The organism is Agrobacterium larrymoorei (genome assembly GCF_005145045.1).
In the GTDB taxonomy this organism is placed as follows: domain Bacteria; phylum Pseudomonadota; class Alphaproteobacteria; order Rhizobiales; family Rhizobiaceae; genus Agrobacterium; species Agrobacterium larrymoorei.
The window spans coordinates 676,097-693,582 of the sequence record NZ_CP039692.1; the positions used below are offsets into that span (position 1 = coordinate 676,097).

The window sequence follows — 17,486 nt, forward strand, 5'->3', positions numbered from 1 at the left end:
AAATTTACCCTTTGACTGCACCGGCGGCGATGCCACGGACAAAAAGTCGACCTGAAACGAAGTAAACCAACAGAGGAACCGCACCCGTCAGAAGCGTTGCAGCCATGTTGACGTTGTATTCCTTCACGCCCTGAACCGAGTTGACGATGTTGTTGAGCTGAACCGTCATCGGATAATATTCCGGCCTTGTGAACACGACGCCGAAGAGGAAGTCGTTCCAGATACCGGTGACCTGAAGGATCATCGCCACGACGAAGATGGGCAGCGACATGGGCAACATGATGCGGAAGTAAATCTGCCAGAAATTCGCTCCATCGATGCGCGCGGCCTTGAAGAGTTCTTCCGGCAGGCCTGCAAAGTAGTTGCGGAACAGCAGCGTCAGGATCGGCATGCCGAAAATGGTATGCACGATGACAAGGCCGGTGAGCGTGCCATAGACGCCCAGTTCACGCAGAACGATAACGATCGGATAGATCATCACCTGATAGGGAATGAAGGCGCCGATGATCAGGATCGAGAAGAAGAATTCCGAGCCCTTGAACTTCCAGTTGGCGAGCGCGTAACCGCTGACCGAGGCAATCAGGATCGACACGATTGTCGATGGCACCATGATGCGAACGGAATTCCAGAAGCCGCGCGACAGACCATCGCAGTTCAGACCCGTGCAGGCATTGGCCCATGCCTTGACCCAGGGCTCGAAGGTGATTTCCACCGGCGGCGCGAAGATGTTGCCGAGACGGATTTCCGGCATGCCCTTCAATGATGTGACGACCATCACGTAGAGCGGCAGCAGATAGTAAAGCGCTGCGACTATGAGCGTGCCGTAGAGAATGATGTTTCGACGCGACAGCGTCTTGCGCGGTTTGCGCCCGCGAGGGCCGCTCAGCTGATCGGAAACGGCATCCGCGCCAGCGGCAACGGTATTGAGAGTGCTGATATTAGCCACGCTTGCGCCCTCCGAATTCGAGGTAAGCCCATGGAATGATGATGATGGCGACGGTGAGAAGCATCATGGTGGAAGCCGCGAAGCCCTGCCCCAGATTCTGTGCCTGGAACATATAGTCATAAACGTATTTCGCAGGCACTTCCGAGGCGATGCCCGGACCGCCGCTGGTCTGCGCCACCACGAGATCGTAAACCTTGACGATGCCGCTGGCGATGATGACGAGAGTGGTGATGAAGACCGGACGCATCATGGGAATGACGATCAGAAGATAGGTCTTCCACATGGGAATACCGTCCACCCGCGCAGCTTTCCAGATATCCTCATCGATGCCACGCAAGCCTGCGAGCATGAGGCACATGACGAGGCCCGTGCCCTGCCAGAGCGCCGCAATGAGAATGCCGTAAATCACGATCTGCGAATTGTAGAGCGGATCGAAGGTGAAGCTTTCCCAGCCCATGGAGCGCACGACGGATTGAATGCCGAATTCCGGATTGAGCAGCCACTGCCAGACAAGGCCGGTGACGATGAAAGAAAGCGCAAAGGGATAAAGGAAGATCGTGCGGAAGGTGTTTTCGAACCGGATCTTCTGGTCCATCAATGCCGCAAGCACGAAGCCGATGACGAGGCTGAAGATAAGCGACAGCACGCCGTAAATGGCGAGGTTCTGGATAGAGACGATCCATCGCGGGGCCGCCCAAAGGCGTTCATATTGCTCGAAACCAATGAAGGTCGCCCGCGGAAGCAGCTTGGAATTGGTGAAAGAATAAACGACCGTCCAGATCGTGCCCCCTAAAAAGATGACCATTGCGGTCAGTATCAAAGGAATAGATGCAATCTTGGAATTGAGATTGCGAAATAACTGGTTTGGACGCCCGGAATGGCTTTTTGCCGCCATTTGACACTCCTATCAATCGTTGCCGGATGCGCCGAAAACATCGACTACATCGTTACAGGTGCAATTAAAGCACCATATTCGGTGAGAGACCGGCAGGTTTTCGGCCTGCCGGTTTCGCTCGATTGATCCTCAGTCGGCGGAGGAGATAATGCCCGCGAAGCGTTTCTGCGCATCAGCAGCCGTCATGGACGAACTCGCGAAGAATTCAGCCATCAGGTCTTCCTTCTGCTTCTGCGTATCGGCAGAAATCAACTGGTCGGTGCTGGTGAGCGCGTTGCCCTTGGAAAGAATGGCAAGACCCTTCTTCATGCAATCGTTTGCCGAATTGAGGTCCACGTCGCCACGGATAGGCAGCGACCCTTTCTTGAGGTTGAAGGCAACCTGCGTTTTTGGATCGACGATGGTTTCAGCCAGAACCTCCTGCGCCTTGGACTTTGCTTCGTCCTTGAGCAGCGGGAAGTAGAAGGCGTCGCCGCCGGTCGTCAGATATTCATTGAGGCCAAGGCCCGGAAGGCAGGAATAATCCGTCCCGGCTTTTTGACCGGCCAGCTGGAACTCGCCCTGTGCCCAGTCACCCATGACCTGGCCGCCAGCCTTGCCGGTAATGACCATGTTGGTTGCCTGGTTCCAGTCCTGTACGTTGGAGCCCTTGGCAAGCTTGCGCGCCTCATCGGCGGCAGCGAAAATCTTCGCCATCTCCGGGCCCGCCGCCACTTCGGCGTCCTTATCCTTGTAAACCTTCTCGTAGAGGTCCTTGCCGCCGAGCGACAGGGTCAGCGTATCGAAAAGACCGTTTGCCTGCCACGCCTGACCACCGAGCGCCAGCGGCTGGATGCCCGCTTTCTGCAATGCAGGACCTGCGGCGATGAATTCATTCCAGTTCTTCGGAACCTCCACGCCAGCCTTTTTGAAGGCTTCATTGGAAAGCCACAGCCACTGCCAGGAGTGGATGTTGACCGGCGCGCAGTAAATCTTGCCATCGATAGTGCAGCTGTCGAGCAGGCTTGCCGGCTTGATCACTTCCTTCCATTTGCCCTTTTCGGCAACGTCGGAAAGGTCACGCATCAGGCCGGATTGCACCAGTTCTTCAGCCTGACGGCCATGGTTGAACTGTGTGGCACCCATAGGGTCGCCGCCGGTGATGCGACTGATCATGATAGGGCGCGCCGTGCCGCCGGAACCGGCAATGGCTCCATCCACCCATTTATTACCGGTTGCATCAAAAGCCTTGGCAAGTTCAGCCACCGCAGCGGCTTCGCCACCCGATGTCCACCAATGCGTTACTTCAAGATCCGTCGCTCCGGCAATGCCCGCCGGCAGTATAACACTTGCCGCCAAGGCGGTCAGGATAGAACGAATGCGCATGAGTCTCCTCCCTCACTGAAACGTTGCCGTAAAACCGTATGCGAATCATATTCGTTGTGCAACAGGGCAAAGGGTAAATTTTACGTTTTTATAATATTGTTATAAATCAATAGTTTGACAGGCGCTTTAGCGTTATTTGTCGCTGCAGTGTCGATTTGGCTCCGCATCGCGCTGGCCAACCGAACTCAGGCCCGATGATTCAATCAGACAACAATACAACTTTGTACGCATTGCAACCATAGAGAAGTAAAGACACAATCGCCACACGCGAATTTATGAATAAATAGCTGAACATGAAAGTCTAATTCGCTTTCAAACTACCTTCTCATAAACATGTCGTGATGAGGGAAGTGCATTTTCGGCGTGAGACATCAATATTCTACGCGGATATCACTTACAACTTCGCCCAATTTGAGCCTCACTGCTTAAAAAGTGTAACTTCTCGTACTCCTAATTTACACCACCTTAACCATTCGGATATTTAATCGGCGAAGACAAAACCGCCCCTACCGCGCACTTCCTGTGCGCTCAGGTTGCCAACAATGTCGCTCTGGGCGCATGACGCATGCCCACCATCTCAAAAATGTTTAGCCATTGAGAACACCTGCTTCGGATCACCCCGAAGACGGTGATGCTGTTTCATATTTTTAAATTGCCTGGAGCCAACGTGAAAGTAGTCCTTGTAGACGATAGCAAGTCGGCACTTTTTGCGCTTGAAACTTCGTTGAACGACCTCACGGGCGTCACCCTCATTTCATTCCTCCTGCCTGAGGAAGCAATCGCCTATTGCCTTAGTCATCCCGTGGATCTGGTTTTCACGGATTATGTGATGCCGGGCCAAACAGGTATCGATCTCATAAAAACGCTCAAGCAGTCTCCCGATTATGCTCATGTGCCCATGGTCATGGTAACCGCGGAGCAGGACCGCGGCATCCTCATCGGCGCAATCGAGGCGGGTGCGACGGAGTTCATCGCCAAGCCCTTCGATAAGGTGGAATTGCAGGCGCGCGCGCTCAATCTTCTACAGCTTCGCCGCGCGCATCGCGAACTTTCCCGCCAGACGACGATACTCGAGGACGAGGTTGCGCGCGCCACGCAGGAATTGGCGGCGCGGGAAGAAGAGATGATCTGGCGGCTTGCCCGCGCAATCGAATTCCGCGATGGCGCAACCGGCGACCATATTTCCCGCGTGGCGCAGATCAGCCAGTTCATCGCCGAAGATCTCGGTCTCGATAAGGAAACATGCCGGATGATCTATCTGGCAGCACCCCTTCACGATGTCGGCAAAATCGGAATTTCCGACAGCATTCTCCTGAAACCCGGTCGCCTCACACCAGAAGAGATCGAGGAAATGCGGATGCATGTCGAATTCGGGGTGCAGATCCTGGGTAACGGCACATCGCGGCTTTTGAAGATTGCCGAGGCAATTGCCGCCGGGCATCATGAAAAGTGGGACGGCACCGGTTATCCGAAGCGCATCGGGGGAGACGCCATTCCTCTGGTGGCCCGTATCGTGGCCATTGCCGATGTCTTCGAGGCATTGTGCACCGAGCGGCCATACAAGAAGGCCTGGCCGATGGACAAGGCCCGCGCCCACATTGTGGAGCAGAGCGGGCAGCATTTCGATCCGGCCTGCGTGGCGGCATTCGAGCGGCAGTGGCCGCGCATCGAGGCTCTGCTGACCTCGAAAGATGCGGCGCCGACTGCCTCTCCGTCTCTCGTTGCAACCACCGAGGATTACGCCTCCCTCACCTCCCCCGAGCGGCAAAAACAACCCGAAAAACTTCAGGAAAGCCGATGACACCCGAAACCATCACACTTCCCGCCGCCTTGTCGATCCGGGGCATCAGCGCAATCCATGAGAGCCTTGTTTCCGCCTTTGCGGATCACACCGCCATCGTCCTCGATATTCCCGAGGATGCGACCGTCGATTTGAGCTTCATCCAGCTCGTCGAGTCTTCCAGACGCCATGCCCGTGAACAGGGCAAATTCATCACTTTGAAAAAGCCAGCAACGCCGGGCGTGGTGGAAACGCTGCAACGCGGCGGCTTTCTGGCGAACATGGACGAGGCCTCCCGCCTCTTCTGGCTGCATGGAAAGGAAATTCAATGAGCGCCAACATTCTCACCGTGGACGATTCCGCAAGCATCCGCATGACCACCAAAATCGCCCTGACCAACGCTGGCTATCAGGTGACGGAAGCGGTTGACGGCGCGGACGGTCTGACAAAGGCGAAGGCGGGCTCGTTCGACCTCATCGTTACCGACCTGAACATGCCCAACATGAACGGCCTCGAAATGATCGAGGCGCTTCGCCAGTCGCCCGCCCATACCGGCGTTCCGATCATCTTCCTGACGACGGAATCCGATGCCGACATGAAGGCGCGCGCGAAAGCCGCGGGCGCCACAGGTTGGGTTACCAAGCCATTCGACCCGGAAAACCTGGTGAAGATCGCAAGAAAGGTTCTGGGTAGATGACCATACTGGACCCCATTCAGGTTTTCAGAACAGAGGCCGCAGAGCTTTTCGAGCAGATCGAAAGCGGCCTGCTGGATCTTCTGCATGATCTCTCCAACCAGAGTCAGATCGACGCCGTATTTCGCGGCCTGCATACCCTAAAGGGGTCCGGCGCGATGTTCGGTTTCGAGGCGCTTGCCGCCTTTACCCACCATTGCGAAACCGCATTCGACCGCGTGCGCAAGGGCGAAGTGCCAGCCACCAGCGAACTCGTCGCTGCCGTGCTCGAGGCGCAGGACCATATGCGCCGCCTGGTCGAAAACCCGGCTGCGGCCTTCCCGGAAACGGGCGACCGCCTGCTCGCAAAGTTGCAGGCGGCTGTTGGCGAGGGAGCGGCACCCGCTGCCGTTGCGCAGCAGGCTGCGCCCGCAAAGCCAGTGCAGACCAAAGGCACCGCTACCTGGCAGATCAAGTTCAGCCTGCCGGAAAACGCCATGGCCAACGGCACCAACCCTCTCGGCCTGCTCGATGAACTGGCCGAACTCGGCGATTGCGAGATCGTCGCCAATACTGGCGCCATTCCGCCGCTCAGCGAATTCGATCCGAAGCAGCTTTATATTTCCTGGGTCGTGACGCTAACCACCGAACAGCCACGCTCCGCCATCGATGACGTCTTCATTTTCGTGATGGACGACATGGAGCTGGAAGTGACGAAAATCGAGGAAGAGGTTTCTTCCGAAGAGATCGTTCCGCTTCCCTCCCCAGTCGAAGAGGCGGCCAAAGCCAATCCTGCTGCCGCGCAGGCAAACGAAGGAAAGCAGGGCAAAGCTGCTGAAAACGTTCGCGTACCTGCCGAGCGTCTGGACGAGTTGATGGACCGCGTTGGCGAACTCGTCATCGCCCAGTCCCGCCTTTCGCAGCTTGCCAATACCAGCGTGGACATTCAGCTGCGCGCCGTGTCCGAAGATGTGGAGCGTCTTTCGGGCGAATTGCGCGATACGATGATGGTTCTGCGCATGGTGCCGATTGCGCAGCTGTTCAGCCGCTTCCGCCGCCTGACCCACGACCTTGCACGCGAAACCGGCAAGCAGATCGAGCTGGTGACCGAGGGCGAAAGCACCGAGGTCGATAAGGCCGTTATCGAGCGTCTTGCCGATCCTTTGGTTCACCTCGTGCGCAACTCCTGCGACCACGGACTGGAAACACCGGAAGAGCGTATTGCCGCTGGCAAGAACCCGACGGGCCGCGTCACGCTCGTTGCCCGCCAGACCGGCGGTGACGTGACGATCATGATCCGTGACGATGGTCGCGGTATCGACCGTCAGCGCGTGCGGGCAAAGGCAGAATCCTCCGGTCTCATCGCGCCCGGCGCAACGCTGTCGGATCAGGAACTTCTGCAGATGATCTTCGAGCCCGGCTTCTCCACCGCCGCTGCGGTTACGAACCTTTCCGGGCGTGGCGTGGGCATGGATGTGGTCAAGAAGACCATCGAAACGCTTCGCGGCACGATCAACATCACCAGCAATCCCGGCGCCGGTTCCGATATATCGCTCGCCATTCCGCTCACGCTCGCCATCATCGACGGTCTTCTCGTGCGTGTCGGCAATGGCTGCTACGTCATTCCGCTGTCTGCGGTGGAAGAATGCCTTGAGCTTTCGCCGGAAGACGATCTCAAATCGCGCGGTCGCTCCTTCATCTCGCTGCGCGAAAGCCTCGTGCCGTTCATTCGCCTGCGCGAACTGTTCAACAGCGGCACCAAGCCGGATCAGTTCCAGAAGGTGGTGGTCATCTCCACCGGCTCCGAGCGCGTCGGCCTCGTGGTGGACCAGATCATCGGCGACCACCAGACGGTTATCAAGGCCATGTCCAAGCTGCACCATGATGTGGCGACCTTCTCGGGCGCGACCATTCTGGGCGATGGCAGCGTGGCCCTTATTCTCGATGTCGCACATCTGGTGGCGGCAGGGCAGCAACAGGAGGCGCAGATGCGCATCGCCGGATGAACCAGCCGCTTTTGAAACAACCCGAAGACTTCTGGGCGGAACGCGAAGATCTGGAAGTTCTGACCTTTTCGATCGAAGGCGAAACCTTCGCAATCGAAGCCATTCAGGTGCAGGAAATTCTCGATCTTTTGCCGGAAACGGCAGTTCCCGGTGCCAAGGCATTCGTCTCGAGCGTCATCAACTTCCGCGGCAAGGTCATTCCGCTGGCAGACATTCGTCTCGCCTTCGGCATGCACGCAGCCGAAAAGACCATCGACAGCCGCATCATCGTCATCGAGCTTCCGCTGGAAGGCGAACGCACGCTGATCGGGCTGAGAACGGACAAGGTCTATGAAGTGACCACCTTCTCCAAATCCGCAAGCGAACCCCCACCAAGCGTGGGGATGCGCTGGAGGCCAGATTACATCAATTGCCTCATCAAACGCGGATCGCAGTTCGTGATCATGCCAAACCTGACCGCAATTTTTACTGCCCAACGCACTCCTCACTGATGATCAATACAACCGGTAACAATCTGACTAACCCCACGAAGGGACTGTGACATGCGGTTCACAATCAAAATGAAATTGGCCATCGCGTTCGGCTTTTTGATCGCGATGCTTGCTGGCACGGCGGGATACGGCATTTACAGCCTTGGCGTTGCGAAAGACGCAATGGACCAGGTTGTCGAAGGTACCGTTGTACGCCTTGATAAGGTGCACCAGATCAACGCTCTTGCGCTGGTAACCGTGCGGTCTCAAAAGAACATCATCCTCGCCTCTTCACCAGAGGAAGTGCAGCAGCACAAAGCCACCGGGAACGAGAGCCGCCAGCAGTTGACGGCGCTCATCGATGACATGGCGCGTACCGCTCCGCCTGAAATGCAGAGCACATGGACCGCACTTCAGGCCTCCACAAAGAAGTTTGAAGACAGCGACGACCGTGTCCGCCAGCTCGTTTCAGAAGGCAATACGTCCGCAGCAGCAGCTTACTCTTCAGGCGAAGGCCGCGCTGCCGCAAACGAACTGACCCAGAAGCTCGATGAGACGGTGAAGTACAATCGCCAGCGTTTGGAAAATGCGAAACAGGCTGCGGCAGCAGAGTATGAAAGCACGAGAACACTGCTGATCACGGCCTCCATCATTGCCGTCGTCATCGCTGTCGTGACCGCGCTTTGGATCGCCATGGGCATCAGCTCCGGTCTGCGCAAGATCATGGTCGTTGCCGAGGCCGTTTCGGTTGGTGATCTCGAGCAGGACGTTGAAATCAAGACGAATGACGAAATCAAGGATCTTGTCGACCGTATCAACGTCATGACAGGCAACCTTCGCAACACCGCCAGCGTCGCAAACGAGATTGCCGACGGTAATCTGACCATCACGCCAAGACCGCTTTCCGACAAGGATACGCTTGGACTTTCTTTGGAGCGCATGGTTGAGCGTCTGCGCGGCGTGGTCTCCGATGCGCTTGCAGCAGCCGACAACGTATCCACCGGTAGCCAGGAACTCTCCTCCAGCTCTGAGCAGTTGTCTCAGGGTGCAACTGAGCAGGCATCCTCTGCCGAAGAAGCCTCCGCTTCGATGGAGCAGATGGCTGCCAACATCAAGCAGAACGCCGATAACGCCGCACAGACCGAAAAGATCGCACGCCAGTCTTCCAAGGATGCTGAAGCCAGTGGCGATGCCGTTGGTCGTGCCGTCTCCGCCATGCGCACCATTGCCGAGAAGATTTCCATCGTTCAGGAAATCGCTCGTCAGACCGACCTTCTCGCGCTGAACGCAGCCGTTGAGGCAGCGCGTGCTGGCGAACATGGCAAGGGATTTGCGGTCGTTGCTTCTGAAGTTCGCAAGCTGGCAGAACGCAGCCAGGCGGCGGCTGCGGAAATCTCCTCGCTTTCCGGTGAAACCGTGCAGGTTGCGACGGAAGCCGGTGAGATGCTGAACCGCTTGGTTCCCGACATCCGCAAGACGGCTGAACTGGTCGCCGAAATCTCCGCTGCCTGCCGCGAGCAGGATATCGGTGCAAGCCAGATCAACGAAGCGATCCAGCAGTTGGACAAGGTGACACAGCAGAACTCCGGCGCTTCCGAAGAAATGTCTGCAACGTCCGAAGAGCTGGCTGCACAGGCAGAAGAGCTTCAGGCCAGCATCGCCTTCTTCAAGGTGGAGCGCGGCAACTCGGCCCAGGCGCCTCGCGGCCATGCTCCGGCCCGGACCGCTGCCCCGGCACCTCGTCAGGCTGCACGCCCGGCAGCACCTGCCCGTGCCGCAGCGCAGGATCATTCGATCCGCGCCCAGCAGGCTCGTGCCAAGGGTTTTGCTCTGGACATGTCCATGGGCGGACCGGATGCGGATGACGCTGACTTTAGGGAAAGTGCTTAAGGCTTACGAACTCGGTTGGGCCCGCTCATCGCAGGCCCAGCCCCCTTGTTCAATAAAACCCTTTTGATGAGAGTTATTGGGAAATGACCAAAGCCAACTCACGCCCGATTTTCCGTTCGATCGGCTCCAAAATCCTTGCGATCCAGATCACTTCCGGTCTGTGCATCGCAGCCGCGGTTGGCGGTGCAGGATATTACGGCATGAGCAGCATGACTGCCTCAATGGCATCGATCTACGATGACCGCGTCCTGCCGCTGCAGCAGCTGAACGTTGTCGCGGATGCATACGCGATCAACGTTGTCGACACCACACAGAAGCTTCGCACCGGCGCTCTCAGTTTTGACGATGCGCTGAAGAATGTTGACGACGCGATGGCTGCGGTGAAGGAGAAGTGGTCGGCTTACCTGTCCACACAGCTTACGGCAGATGAGGCCAAGATCGTTGAGCGGGTCAAAGAGGACATGAAAGCCTCCAATCAGGCCGCATCGGAATTGAGGAAAATTCTGGTCGGCAAGGATATGCAGGCACTGGACCGCTTTGCGACCAATAATCTCTATCAGGCGATAGATCCCACAACAGAGGGCATCTCCGAACTCTCCGACTATCAGTTGACGCAGGCGGCGCAGCTGAAACAGGACGGTCTGGACCTGTTCAACAGGCTGACCCAGATCATGATCGGCATCAGCATTGCCATCACTCTGCTTGCAATCGCAATCGTTGTCCTGATCACGAGAGCGATCAAACGCAACATCGTCGCTGCGGTGGAACTGGCAAACGCGGTCGCCATCGGTGATCTCAGCCAGACTGCCCAAATCAAGTCTGCCGATGAAATACGCGATCTGGTGGACAGCATGAACACCATGACCAGCAATCTGCGCGCAACCGCGGATATTGCAGATACGATTGCGACGGGTAATCTTTCAGACGACGTGCAGCCATTGTCTGAAAAGGACAAGCTTGGCCACGCAATGCGCAACATGGTCACGAATCTGCGCGCAACGGCGTCGGTTGCCAATACCATCGCAGCAGGCGATCTCACCAAGGACGTCATACCGCTGTCGGAGAAGGACACATTGGGTCTTGCCATGTACAGCATGGTCGCCAACCTCAGAGAGACTTCCAACGTGGCCAACAAGATCGCCAATGGTGATTTGACCATCGTTCCGCAACCGCTTTCCGACCGGGATGTTCTGGGCTTGGCGCTGAAGTCCATGGTCGAACGTCTGCGCGGCGTCGTCAGCGACGCAATTTCTGCCGCCGACAACGTATCCACAGGTAGCCAGGAACTCTCGTCCAGCTCTGAGCAGCTGTCTCAGGGTGCGACCGAGCAGGCGTCTTCTGCCGAAGAAGCCTCCGCTTCGATGGAGCAGATGGCCGCCAACATCAAACAGAACGCCGATAACGCCGCACAGACCGAGAAGATTGCCCGCCAATCTTCCAAGGATGCCGAATCCAGCGGCGCAGCTGTTGGCCGCGCGGTTGCTGCCATGCGCACGATTGCCGAGAAGATTTCCATCGTTCAGGAAATCGCTCGTCAGACCGACCTTCTCGCGCTGAACGCGGCTGTCGAAGCAGCGCGTGCGGGCGAACACGGCAAGGGCTTCGCCGTCGTTGCTTCGGAAGTTCGCAAGCTGGCAGAACGCAGCCAGGCGGCTGCCGCGGAAATCTCTTCGCTTTCCGGTGAGACCGTACAGGTTGCGACGGAAGCCGGTGAGATGCTGAACCGCCTGGTTCCGGATATCCGCAAGACCGCTGAACTGGTCGCTGAAATCTCTGCCGCATGCCGCGAGCAGGATATTGGTGCAAGCCAGATCAACGAAGCGATTCAGCAGCTAGACAAGGTAACGCAGCAGAACTCCGGTGCGTCGGAAGAAATGTCTGCAACGTCCGAAGAACTCGCAGCACAGGCCGAAGAGCTTCAGGCCAGCATCGCCTTCTTCAAGGTGGAACGCGGCAATTCTGCTCAGGCGCCTCGCGGCCATGCTCCGGCCCGGACCGCTGCCCCGGCACCCCGTCAGGCTGCACGCCCGGCAGCACCTGCCCGTGCCGCAGCACAGGATCATTCGATCCGCGCCCAGCAGGCTCGTGCCAAGGGCTTTGCTCTGGACATGTCCATGGGCGGACCGGATGCGGATGACGCTGACTTTAGGGAAAGTGCTTAAGCGCCGCCTACACTGACACAACGCTACCACGGCAGGCGCTGCAGCCTGCCGCCCAAGCCTCCAGAGGCTTATACAGGTGCGCAAAGGCGATGATGAGCCCTGCCTCCACAATCTCGTCCAACTGAGAGAACTCATCATGCGCTTTACGATCAAACTGAAGCTGACACTTATTTTCTCACTGCTTGTACTGCTTATGGCTGCCTGCACGATTTTCGGCATTAACGGCCTGAGGCAGATTGCTGCTCTTCAGGACAGCATGATGACGGGCCCGATCCAGCAGGATGATGCCGCCAATGATCTGGCCAGTGCATTTGACGGCCTTGGCCTTGCAGAAAGCGACCTTCTTCTCTCCAACAGCCAGCAGCGCACGCAGAAGGCTTTGGAAACGATTGAAGCCGAACGCAAGAACTTCAATACGGCGCTTGCTGAAGGCCAGGCCAATGCGCCCGAGATTTTCAAGGGCAAGTGGGCTGAGATCAAGGATTTCTGGGCCGATTTCGTGCGGTTGCAGGACCGCGTTATTGACTACGTGAAATCCGGCCAGCGCGATCTCGCACTCGAGCTCAACCAGACCGACGGCACGGTGGCGAGTGAAAAACTGGATGGAATGACGGAAAGCCTTGCGGCTCTGACCGAAACGGCGATCAACCAGTCGGACGCTGAGAGCGATGCGGCCTACAACACCACCTTCGTCACTCTTGTCGTACTCGCTTCTATTGCTGGCATCATCTCTATCATCTCGGCAATCTGGATTTCCGTGTCGATCAATCGCGGTCTCCAGAAAGTTCGTCAGGCGGCAAATGCTGTTTCGATTGGCGATCTCGACCAGAAGATCGACGTGAAGACCAATGACGAGATCAAGGATCTTGTCGACACGATGAACCTGATGACGACCAATCTGCGCGCGACCGCAGACGTGGCGGGCACGATTGCAGATGGCGACCTTTCCAAGGATGTGAAGCCCCTGTCCGAGAAGGACGTTCTGGGTCTCGCCATGGTTCGTATGGTCGGCAACTTGAGAGAGACGGCAAGCGTTGCCGACAAGATTTCGAACGGCGACCTGACCATTACGCCAAAGCCGCTTTCGGACCGCGACACGCTCGGCCTCTCGCTCCAGTCGATGGTCGAACGCCTTCGCGGCGTAGTCTCCGATGCGCTTGCCGCCGCCGACAACGTATCCACGGGTAGCCAGGAACTGTCTTCCAGCTCCGAACAGCTGTCTCAGGGCGCAACTGAACAGGCATCCTCTGCCGAAGAAGCCTCCGCTTCCATGGAGCAGATGGCTGCCAACATCAAGCAGAACGCCGATAACGCGGCCCAGACCGAGAAGATTGCACGCCAGTCTTCCAAGGATGCTGAAGCCAGTGGCGATGCCGTCGGTCGTGCCGTATCCGCCATGCGCACCATTGCCGAAAAGATTTCCATCGTTCAGGAAATCGCTCGTCAGACCGACCTTCTCGCGCTGAACGCAGCCGTTGAGGCAGCGCGTGCTGGTGAACATGGCAAGGGCTTTGCGGTCGTTGCTTCTGAAGTGCGCAAGCTTGCAGAGCGCAGCCAGGCGGCTGCCGCGGAAATCTCTTCGCTTTCCGGTGAAACCGTACAGGTTGCTACGGAAGCAGGCGAGATGCTGAACCGTCTCGTGCCAGACATCCGCAAGACGGCTGAACTGGTCGCCGAAATCTCCTCCGCGTGCCGCGAGCAGGATATCGGTGCAAGCCAGATCAACGAAGCGATCCAGCAGCTGGACAAGGTAACGCAGCAGAACTCAGGTGCTTCGGAAGAAATGTCTGCAACCTCCGAAGAGCTGGCCGCACAGGCCGAAGAGCTTCAGGCCAGCATCGCCTTCTTCAAGGTGGAGCGCGCGAATGCGACGCAGGCTGGTCGCGGTCAGGCTCCTGCACGGACGGGTGCATATGCTCCGCGCCCGGCAGCAAAATCTGCGGCTCCGGCCCGTCGCTCTGCACAGGATCATTCACTCCAGGCACAGCAGGCGCGCGCCAAGGGCTTTGCCCTGGACATGTCCATGGGCGGACCGGACGACGACGACGCCGACTTCAGGGAGAGCGCGTAATTGAACCACCGCCTCGTCTTTTGGGGGGAAGACGAGGCGGAAATCTTTTGAGTCTCATTAAGGAAATATCACTATGCGTTTTACGATCAAACTTAAGCTTGCCATTGCGTTCGGCCTCATTATTGCAATGATGGGCGGCCTTTCCATTTACTCTATTTCAAGCGTCAACGACCTTAATAATGCCATCAGCCAGGTCATTGCTGGCCCGGCCGCCCGCCTCGAAGCGGCTCAGGAAGTCGGGCGCATCCAGCTGCGGATCACCCGTTCGCAGATGAATATGTCCACCGCGGATGACCTCGCATCGGCGGAACAATCCATGAAGAACAGCGACGAATATCGATCGCAGTTCCGCGACAAGGTGGAGTGGCTGATCAACGCCAGCACCGATGATGCGGGCCGCGCATTGTGGCGCGATGTTGCGACGCGTGCGGAGGCTCTCTTTTTGGTTGACGACGAGATCCGTCGTTTGATCCGGTCGGGCCAGTCCGCCGCCGCCCTTGGTAAAGCGAAAACGGAAGGACGCGATATCACCGACAAGATCGGCGAACTCATCGATGTTCGTGTCGAGGCAAACAAGGCACTGATGCGTCAGGCTGACAAGGACACGGACGACCTCTACTCCACCACCTGGACGATGATCACCAGCGTCTCGATTGTCGCCGTTCTTATCGCTGTTACTGCCGCACTTGTTATTGCGCTTGGTATCAATCGCGGACTTCAGAAGGCAACGCGAGCTGTTCGCAGCGTAGCGGATGGCGATCTGACCAGCACGAGCGAAATCACGACCCGTGACGAAATCGGCGTTCTTCTTCAACACGTCAACACCATGATCGAGCGTTTGCGCGGCGTTGTCTCCGACTCGCTTTCTGCCGCCGACAATGTTTCGACCGGCAGCCAGGAACTTTCGGCCAGCTCCGAGCAGGTTTCGCAGGGCGCGACTGAACAGGCATCCTCCACCGAAGAAGCATCCGCTTCCATGGAACAGATGGCTGCCAACATCAAGCAGAACGCAGAAAATGCAGCCCAGACCGAGAAGATCGCCCGCCAGTCCTCCAAGGATGCCGAAATCAGCGGTGAAGCTGTCGGTCGTGCAGTTGTTGCCATGCGCACCATTGCGGAGAAAATTTCCATCGTTCAGGAAATCGCTCGCCAGACCGATCTTCTGGCTCTCAACGCAGCCGTCGAGGCGGCACGTGCCGGTGAACATGGCAAGGGCTTTGCGGTCGTTGCTTCTGAAGTGCGCAAGCTTGCAGAGCGCAGCCAGTCTGCTGCGGCTGAAATCAGCTCCATGTCCAGCGAGACCGTCAAGGCGGCGGCAGATGCCGGCGATATGCTGAACCGTCTCGTTCCGGATATCCGCAAGACTGCCGAACTGGTTGCTGAAATCTCTGCCGCGTGCCGCGAGCAGGATATCGGTGCTAACCAGATCAATGAGGCAATTCAGCAGCTTGACCGCGTGACACAGCAGAACACCAGCGCATCGGAAGAAATGTCGGCAACCTCGGAAGAGCTTGCAGCGCAGGCTGAAGAACTTCAGGCCAGCATCGCCTTCTTCAAGGTGGATCGTGCGGGCAACCCGATCCGTCACGAGCGTCCGCAGAGTGCTCCAGCCCGCGTCTCAACGATATCTGCCTCGACGCACAAGGCGCGCAGCGGTTCTGACAACTCCATCGGCGGCCAGCAGGCACGTGCCAAGGGTTTCGCGCTGGATCTTTCCATGGGCGGCCCGGATGCGGAAGATCACGACTTCCGTCAATCCGCCTGATTACGACACATGGGCATGCGGGAACGGTCTCGCATGCTCGCACAATTGACCATCGAATTCCTCGGCAAAGCGAGAGCTGACCGGCGATTTGGGAGAAACTTGAAATGGCGAGCCCATCATCTAATACCCAGTATGTGACCTTCAGTCTTGGTGAGGAAATCTTCGCGGTTCCCGTCGATGTCGTGCGCGAAATCCTCGACCATGAAGAGGCGTTCAAGATTCCGCATGGGCCCGATTATCTGCTGGGCCTGCGCGATGTGCGCGGTCAGGGCGTACCGGTCATCGACCTGCGCCTGCGGCTTGGAATGACGAAGACGGTAAAGACGCCGCATACGCGCATTCTGGTTCTCGATATTCCCTTCGGCGAAAAGGTGCTGGCGCTCGGTCTCGTCGCCGACAAGGTGTTCGAAGTCACGCCGTTCCGCTGCGAGCAGATCGAAAGCGCACCGGATATCGGCATTCGCTGGAACTCCAGCTACATCGCGGGCGTCGTTCGGCGTGAAGGCGATTTCGTCGTGATCATCGATCTGGCCCAGCTGTTTTCCAGCGAAGTCAGCGAACTCGCCAAGGTCAATGGCGGCCCGATGCGTGCAGCCTGAAAGGAATTTGACAGTTGAGTACCGCTGTTAGCGTCAATTTCGACGATAGCCTGAGCACGCGCGATTTCCGCCAGCTTGCCAGCTTCATCTACAATTACTGCGGCATCAAGATGCCGGAAACAAAACGTTCCATGCTGGAAGGGCGGCTGCGCAAGCGGCTGCGCGCAACCGGCCACGCCACATTCGGCTCCTATTGCGATTATCTTTTCAGCGATGGCGGGCTTCAGGATGAGGCCATCTTCCTGATCGACGTGGTTACGACGAACAAGACCGATTTCTTCCGCGAGCCGAGCCATTTCGACTACATGGAAAAAACGGCCCTGCCTGCGCTGGCGAAACGAGGCATCAGCCGTGTTCGTGCCTGGAGTTCCGCCTGCTCGACGGGTGCCGAACCCTATACGATGGCGATGGTGATGTCCGAGGCTGCCGACAAGGGCGTCATCTCCGATTTCAACATTCTTGCGACCGACCTTTCGACGGAGGTTCTACAAAAGGCGCATAGCGGCATCTATCCGCGTGACCACGTTGACCCTGTGCCCACGGAGATGCGCCGCAAATATGTGATGCAGGCCAAGGACAAGCAGCGGGGCGATGTTCGCATCAACGCCAAGCTACGGTCGAAGATCGGCTTTGCCCGCATGAACCTGATGAACCAGAGCTATGATATCGGTGATCCCGTTCATATCCTCTTCTGCCGCAACGTGCTGATCTACTTCGACAAGAAGACGCAGACCCATGTTCTGACCGAACTGTGCAAATGCCTGGCACCCGGTGGATATCTGATGATCGGTCATTCGGAAACCGTGACCGGCATCAATCTTCCGATCAAGCAGGTTGCCAATACGGTTTTCATCAAGCAGTAGT

At 57.4% G+C, this 17,486-nt stretch carries 13 protein-coding genes and 1 pseudogene; 11 read left to right on the plus strand and 3 right to left on the minus strand.

Features of this window, described 5'->3' with window-relative positions; translation table 11 throughout:
- Positions 1-4: 4 nt before the first annotated feature.
- From CFBP5473_RS17435 to CFBP5473_RS17445, 3 genes are all read right to left on the minus strand, one after another.
- Positions 5-946, minus strand: coding sequence for a carbohydrate ABC transporter permease (locus tag CFBP5473_RS17435; RefSeq protein WP_027674994.1), 942 nt, complete (start codon positions 944-946; stop codon positions 5-7).
- Positions 939-1,841 (minus strand): carbohydrate ABC transporter permease, encoded by a 903-nt coding sequence (locus CFBP5473_RS17440; protein ID WP_027674993.1) that lies wholly within the window; start codon positions 1,839-1,841, stop codon positions 939-941. Before CFBP5473_RS17440 ends, CFBP5473_RS17435 begins: the two co-directional genes overlap by 8 nt.
- A gap of 129 nt (positions 1,842-1,970) precedes the next feature.
- Positions 1,971-3,206: an ABC transporter substrate-binding protein gene (locus CFBP5473_RS17445; RefSeq protein WP_027674992.1), complete on the minus strand. Its 1,236-nt coding sequence runs from the start codon at positions 3,204-3,206 to the stop codon at positions 1,971-1,973.
- Positions 3,207-3,873: 667 nt separating this feature from the next.
- Between CFBP5473_RS17445 and CFBP5473_RS17450 the strand changes: the two genes are divergently transcribed.
- The 11 genes and pseudogenes from CFBP5473_RS17450 (at position 3,874) to CFBP5473_RS17500 (ending at position 17,485) form a co-directional block, all read left to right on the plus strand.
- Complete coding sequence (locus CFBP5473_RS17450) at positions 3,874-5,007, plus strand: HD domain-containing phosphohydrolase (RefSeq protein ID WP_169696899.1); 1,134 nt, start codon at positions 3,874-3,876, stop codon at positions 5,005-5,007.
- The gene (locus tag CFBP5473_RS17455) at positions 5,004-5,318 is read left to right on the plus strand and encodes an STAS domain-containing protein (RefSeq protein WP_027674991.1); all 315 of its coding nucleotides are present in this window, start codon (positions 5,004-5,006) and stop codon (positions 5,316-5,318) included. The genes CFBP5473_RS17450 and CFBP5473_RS17455 overlap by 4 nt, the downstream gene beginning before the upstream one ends.
- Positions 5,315-5,683 carry a response regulator gene (locus CFBP5473_RS17460; RefSeq protein ID WP_027674990.1) on the plus strand — a complete coding sequence of 123 codons (369 nt, stop codon included), beginning with the start codon at positions 5,315-5,317 and terminating at the stop codon, positions 5,681-5,683. The genes CFBP5473_RS17455 and CFBP5473_RS17460 overlap by 4 nt, the downstream gene beginning before the upstream one ends.
- Positions 5,680-7,665, plus strand: a complete 1,986-nt coding sequence (locus CFBP5473_RS17465; protein WP_027674989.1) for a chemotaxis protein CheA — start codon at positions 5,680-5,682, stop codon at positions 7,663-7,665. Before CFBP5473_RS17460 ends, CFBP5473_RS17465 begins: the two co-directional genes overlap by 4 nt.
- Positions 7,662-8,156, plus strand: a complete 495-nt coding sequence (locus CFBP5473_RS17470; protein ID WP_027674988.1) for a chemotaxis protein CheW — start codon at positions 7,662-7,664, stop codon at positions 8,154-8,156. The genes CFBP5473_RS17465 and CFBP5473_RS17470 overlap by 4 nt, the downstream gene beginning before the upstream one ends.
- 51 nt (positions 8,157-8,207) lie before the next feature.
- Positions 8,208-10,025 (plus strand): methyl-accepting chemotaxis protein, encoded by a 1,818-nt coding sequence (locus CFBP5473_RS17475; RefSeq protein ID WP_027674987.1) that lies wholly within the window; start codon positions 8,208-8,210, stop codon positions 10,023-10,025.
- Between the two features lie 83 nt (positions 10,026-10,108).
- Positions 10,109-12,187 carry a HAMP domain-containing methyl-accepting chemotaxis protein gene (locus CFBP5473_RS17480; protein WP_051441241.1) on the plus strand — a complete coding sequence of 693 codons (2,079 nt, stop codon included), beginning with the start codon at positions 10,109-10,111 and terminating at the stop codon, positions 12,185-12,187.
- 136 nt (positions 12,188-12,323) lie between these two features.
- A pseudogene (locus CFBP5473_RS17485) lies at positions 12,324-13,934 on the plus strand (methyl-accepting chemotaxis protein); the annotation flags it as partial.
- Between the two features lie 397 nt (positions 13,935-14,331).
- Positions 14,332-16,023, plus strand: a complete 1,692-nt coding sequence (locus tag CFBP5473_RS17490) for a methyl-accepting chemotaxis protein (RefSeq protein ID WP_027674984.1) — start codon at positions 14,332-14,334, stop codon at positions 16,021-16,023.
- A gap of 104 nt (positions 16,024-16,127) precedes the next feature.
- Entirely contained in the window at positions 16,128-16,622 is a 495-nt protein-coding gene (locus tag CFBP5473_RS17495) for a chemotaxis protein CheW (RefSeq protein WP_027674983.1), read from the plus strand.
- Between the two features lie 14 nt (positions 16,623-16,636).
- The gene (locus CFBP5473_RS17500; protein WP_027674982.1) at positions 16,637-17,485 is read left to right on the plus strand and encodes a CheR family methyltransferase; all 849 of its coding nucleotides are present in this window, start codon (positions 16,637-16,639) and stop codon (positions 17,483-17,485) included.
- The last annotated feature ends 1 nt before the right edge of the window (position 17,486 follow it).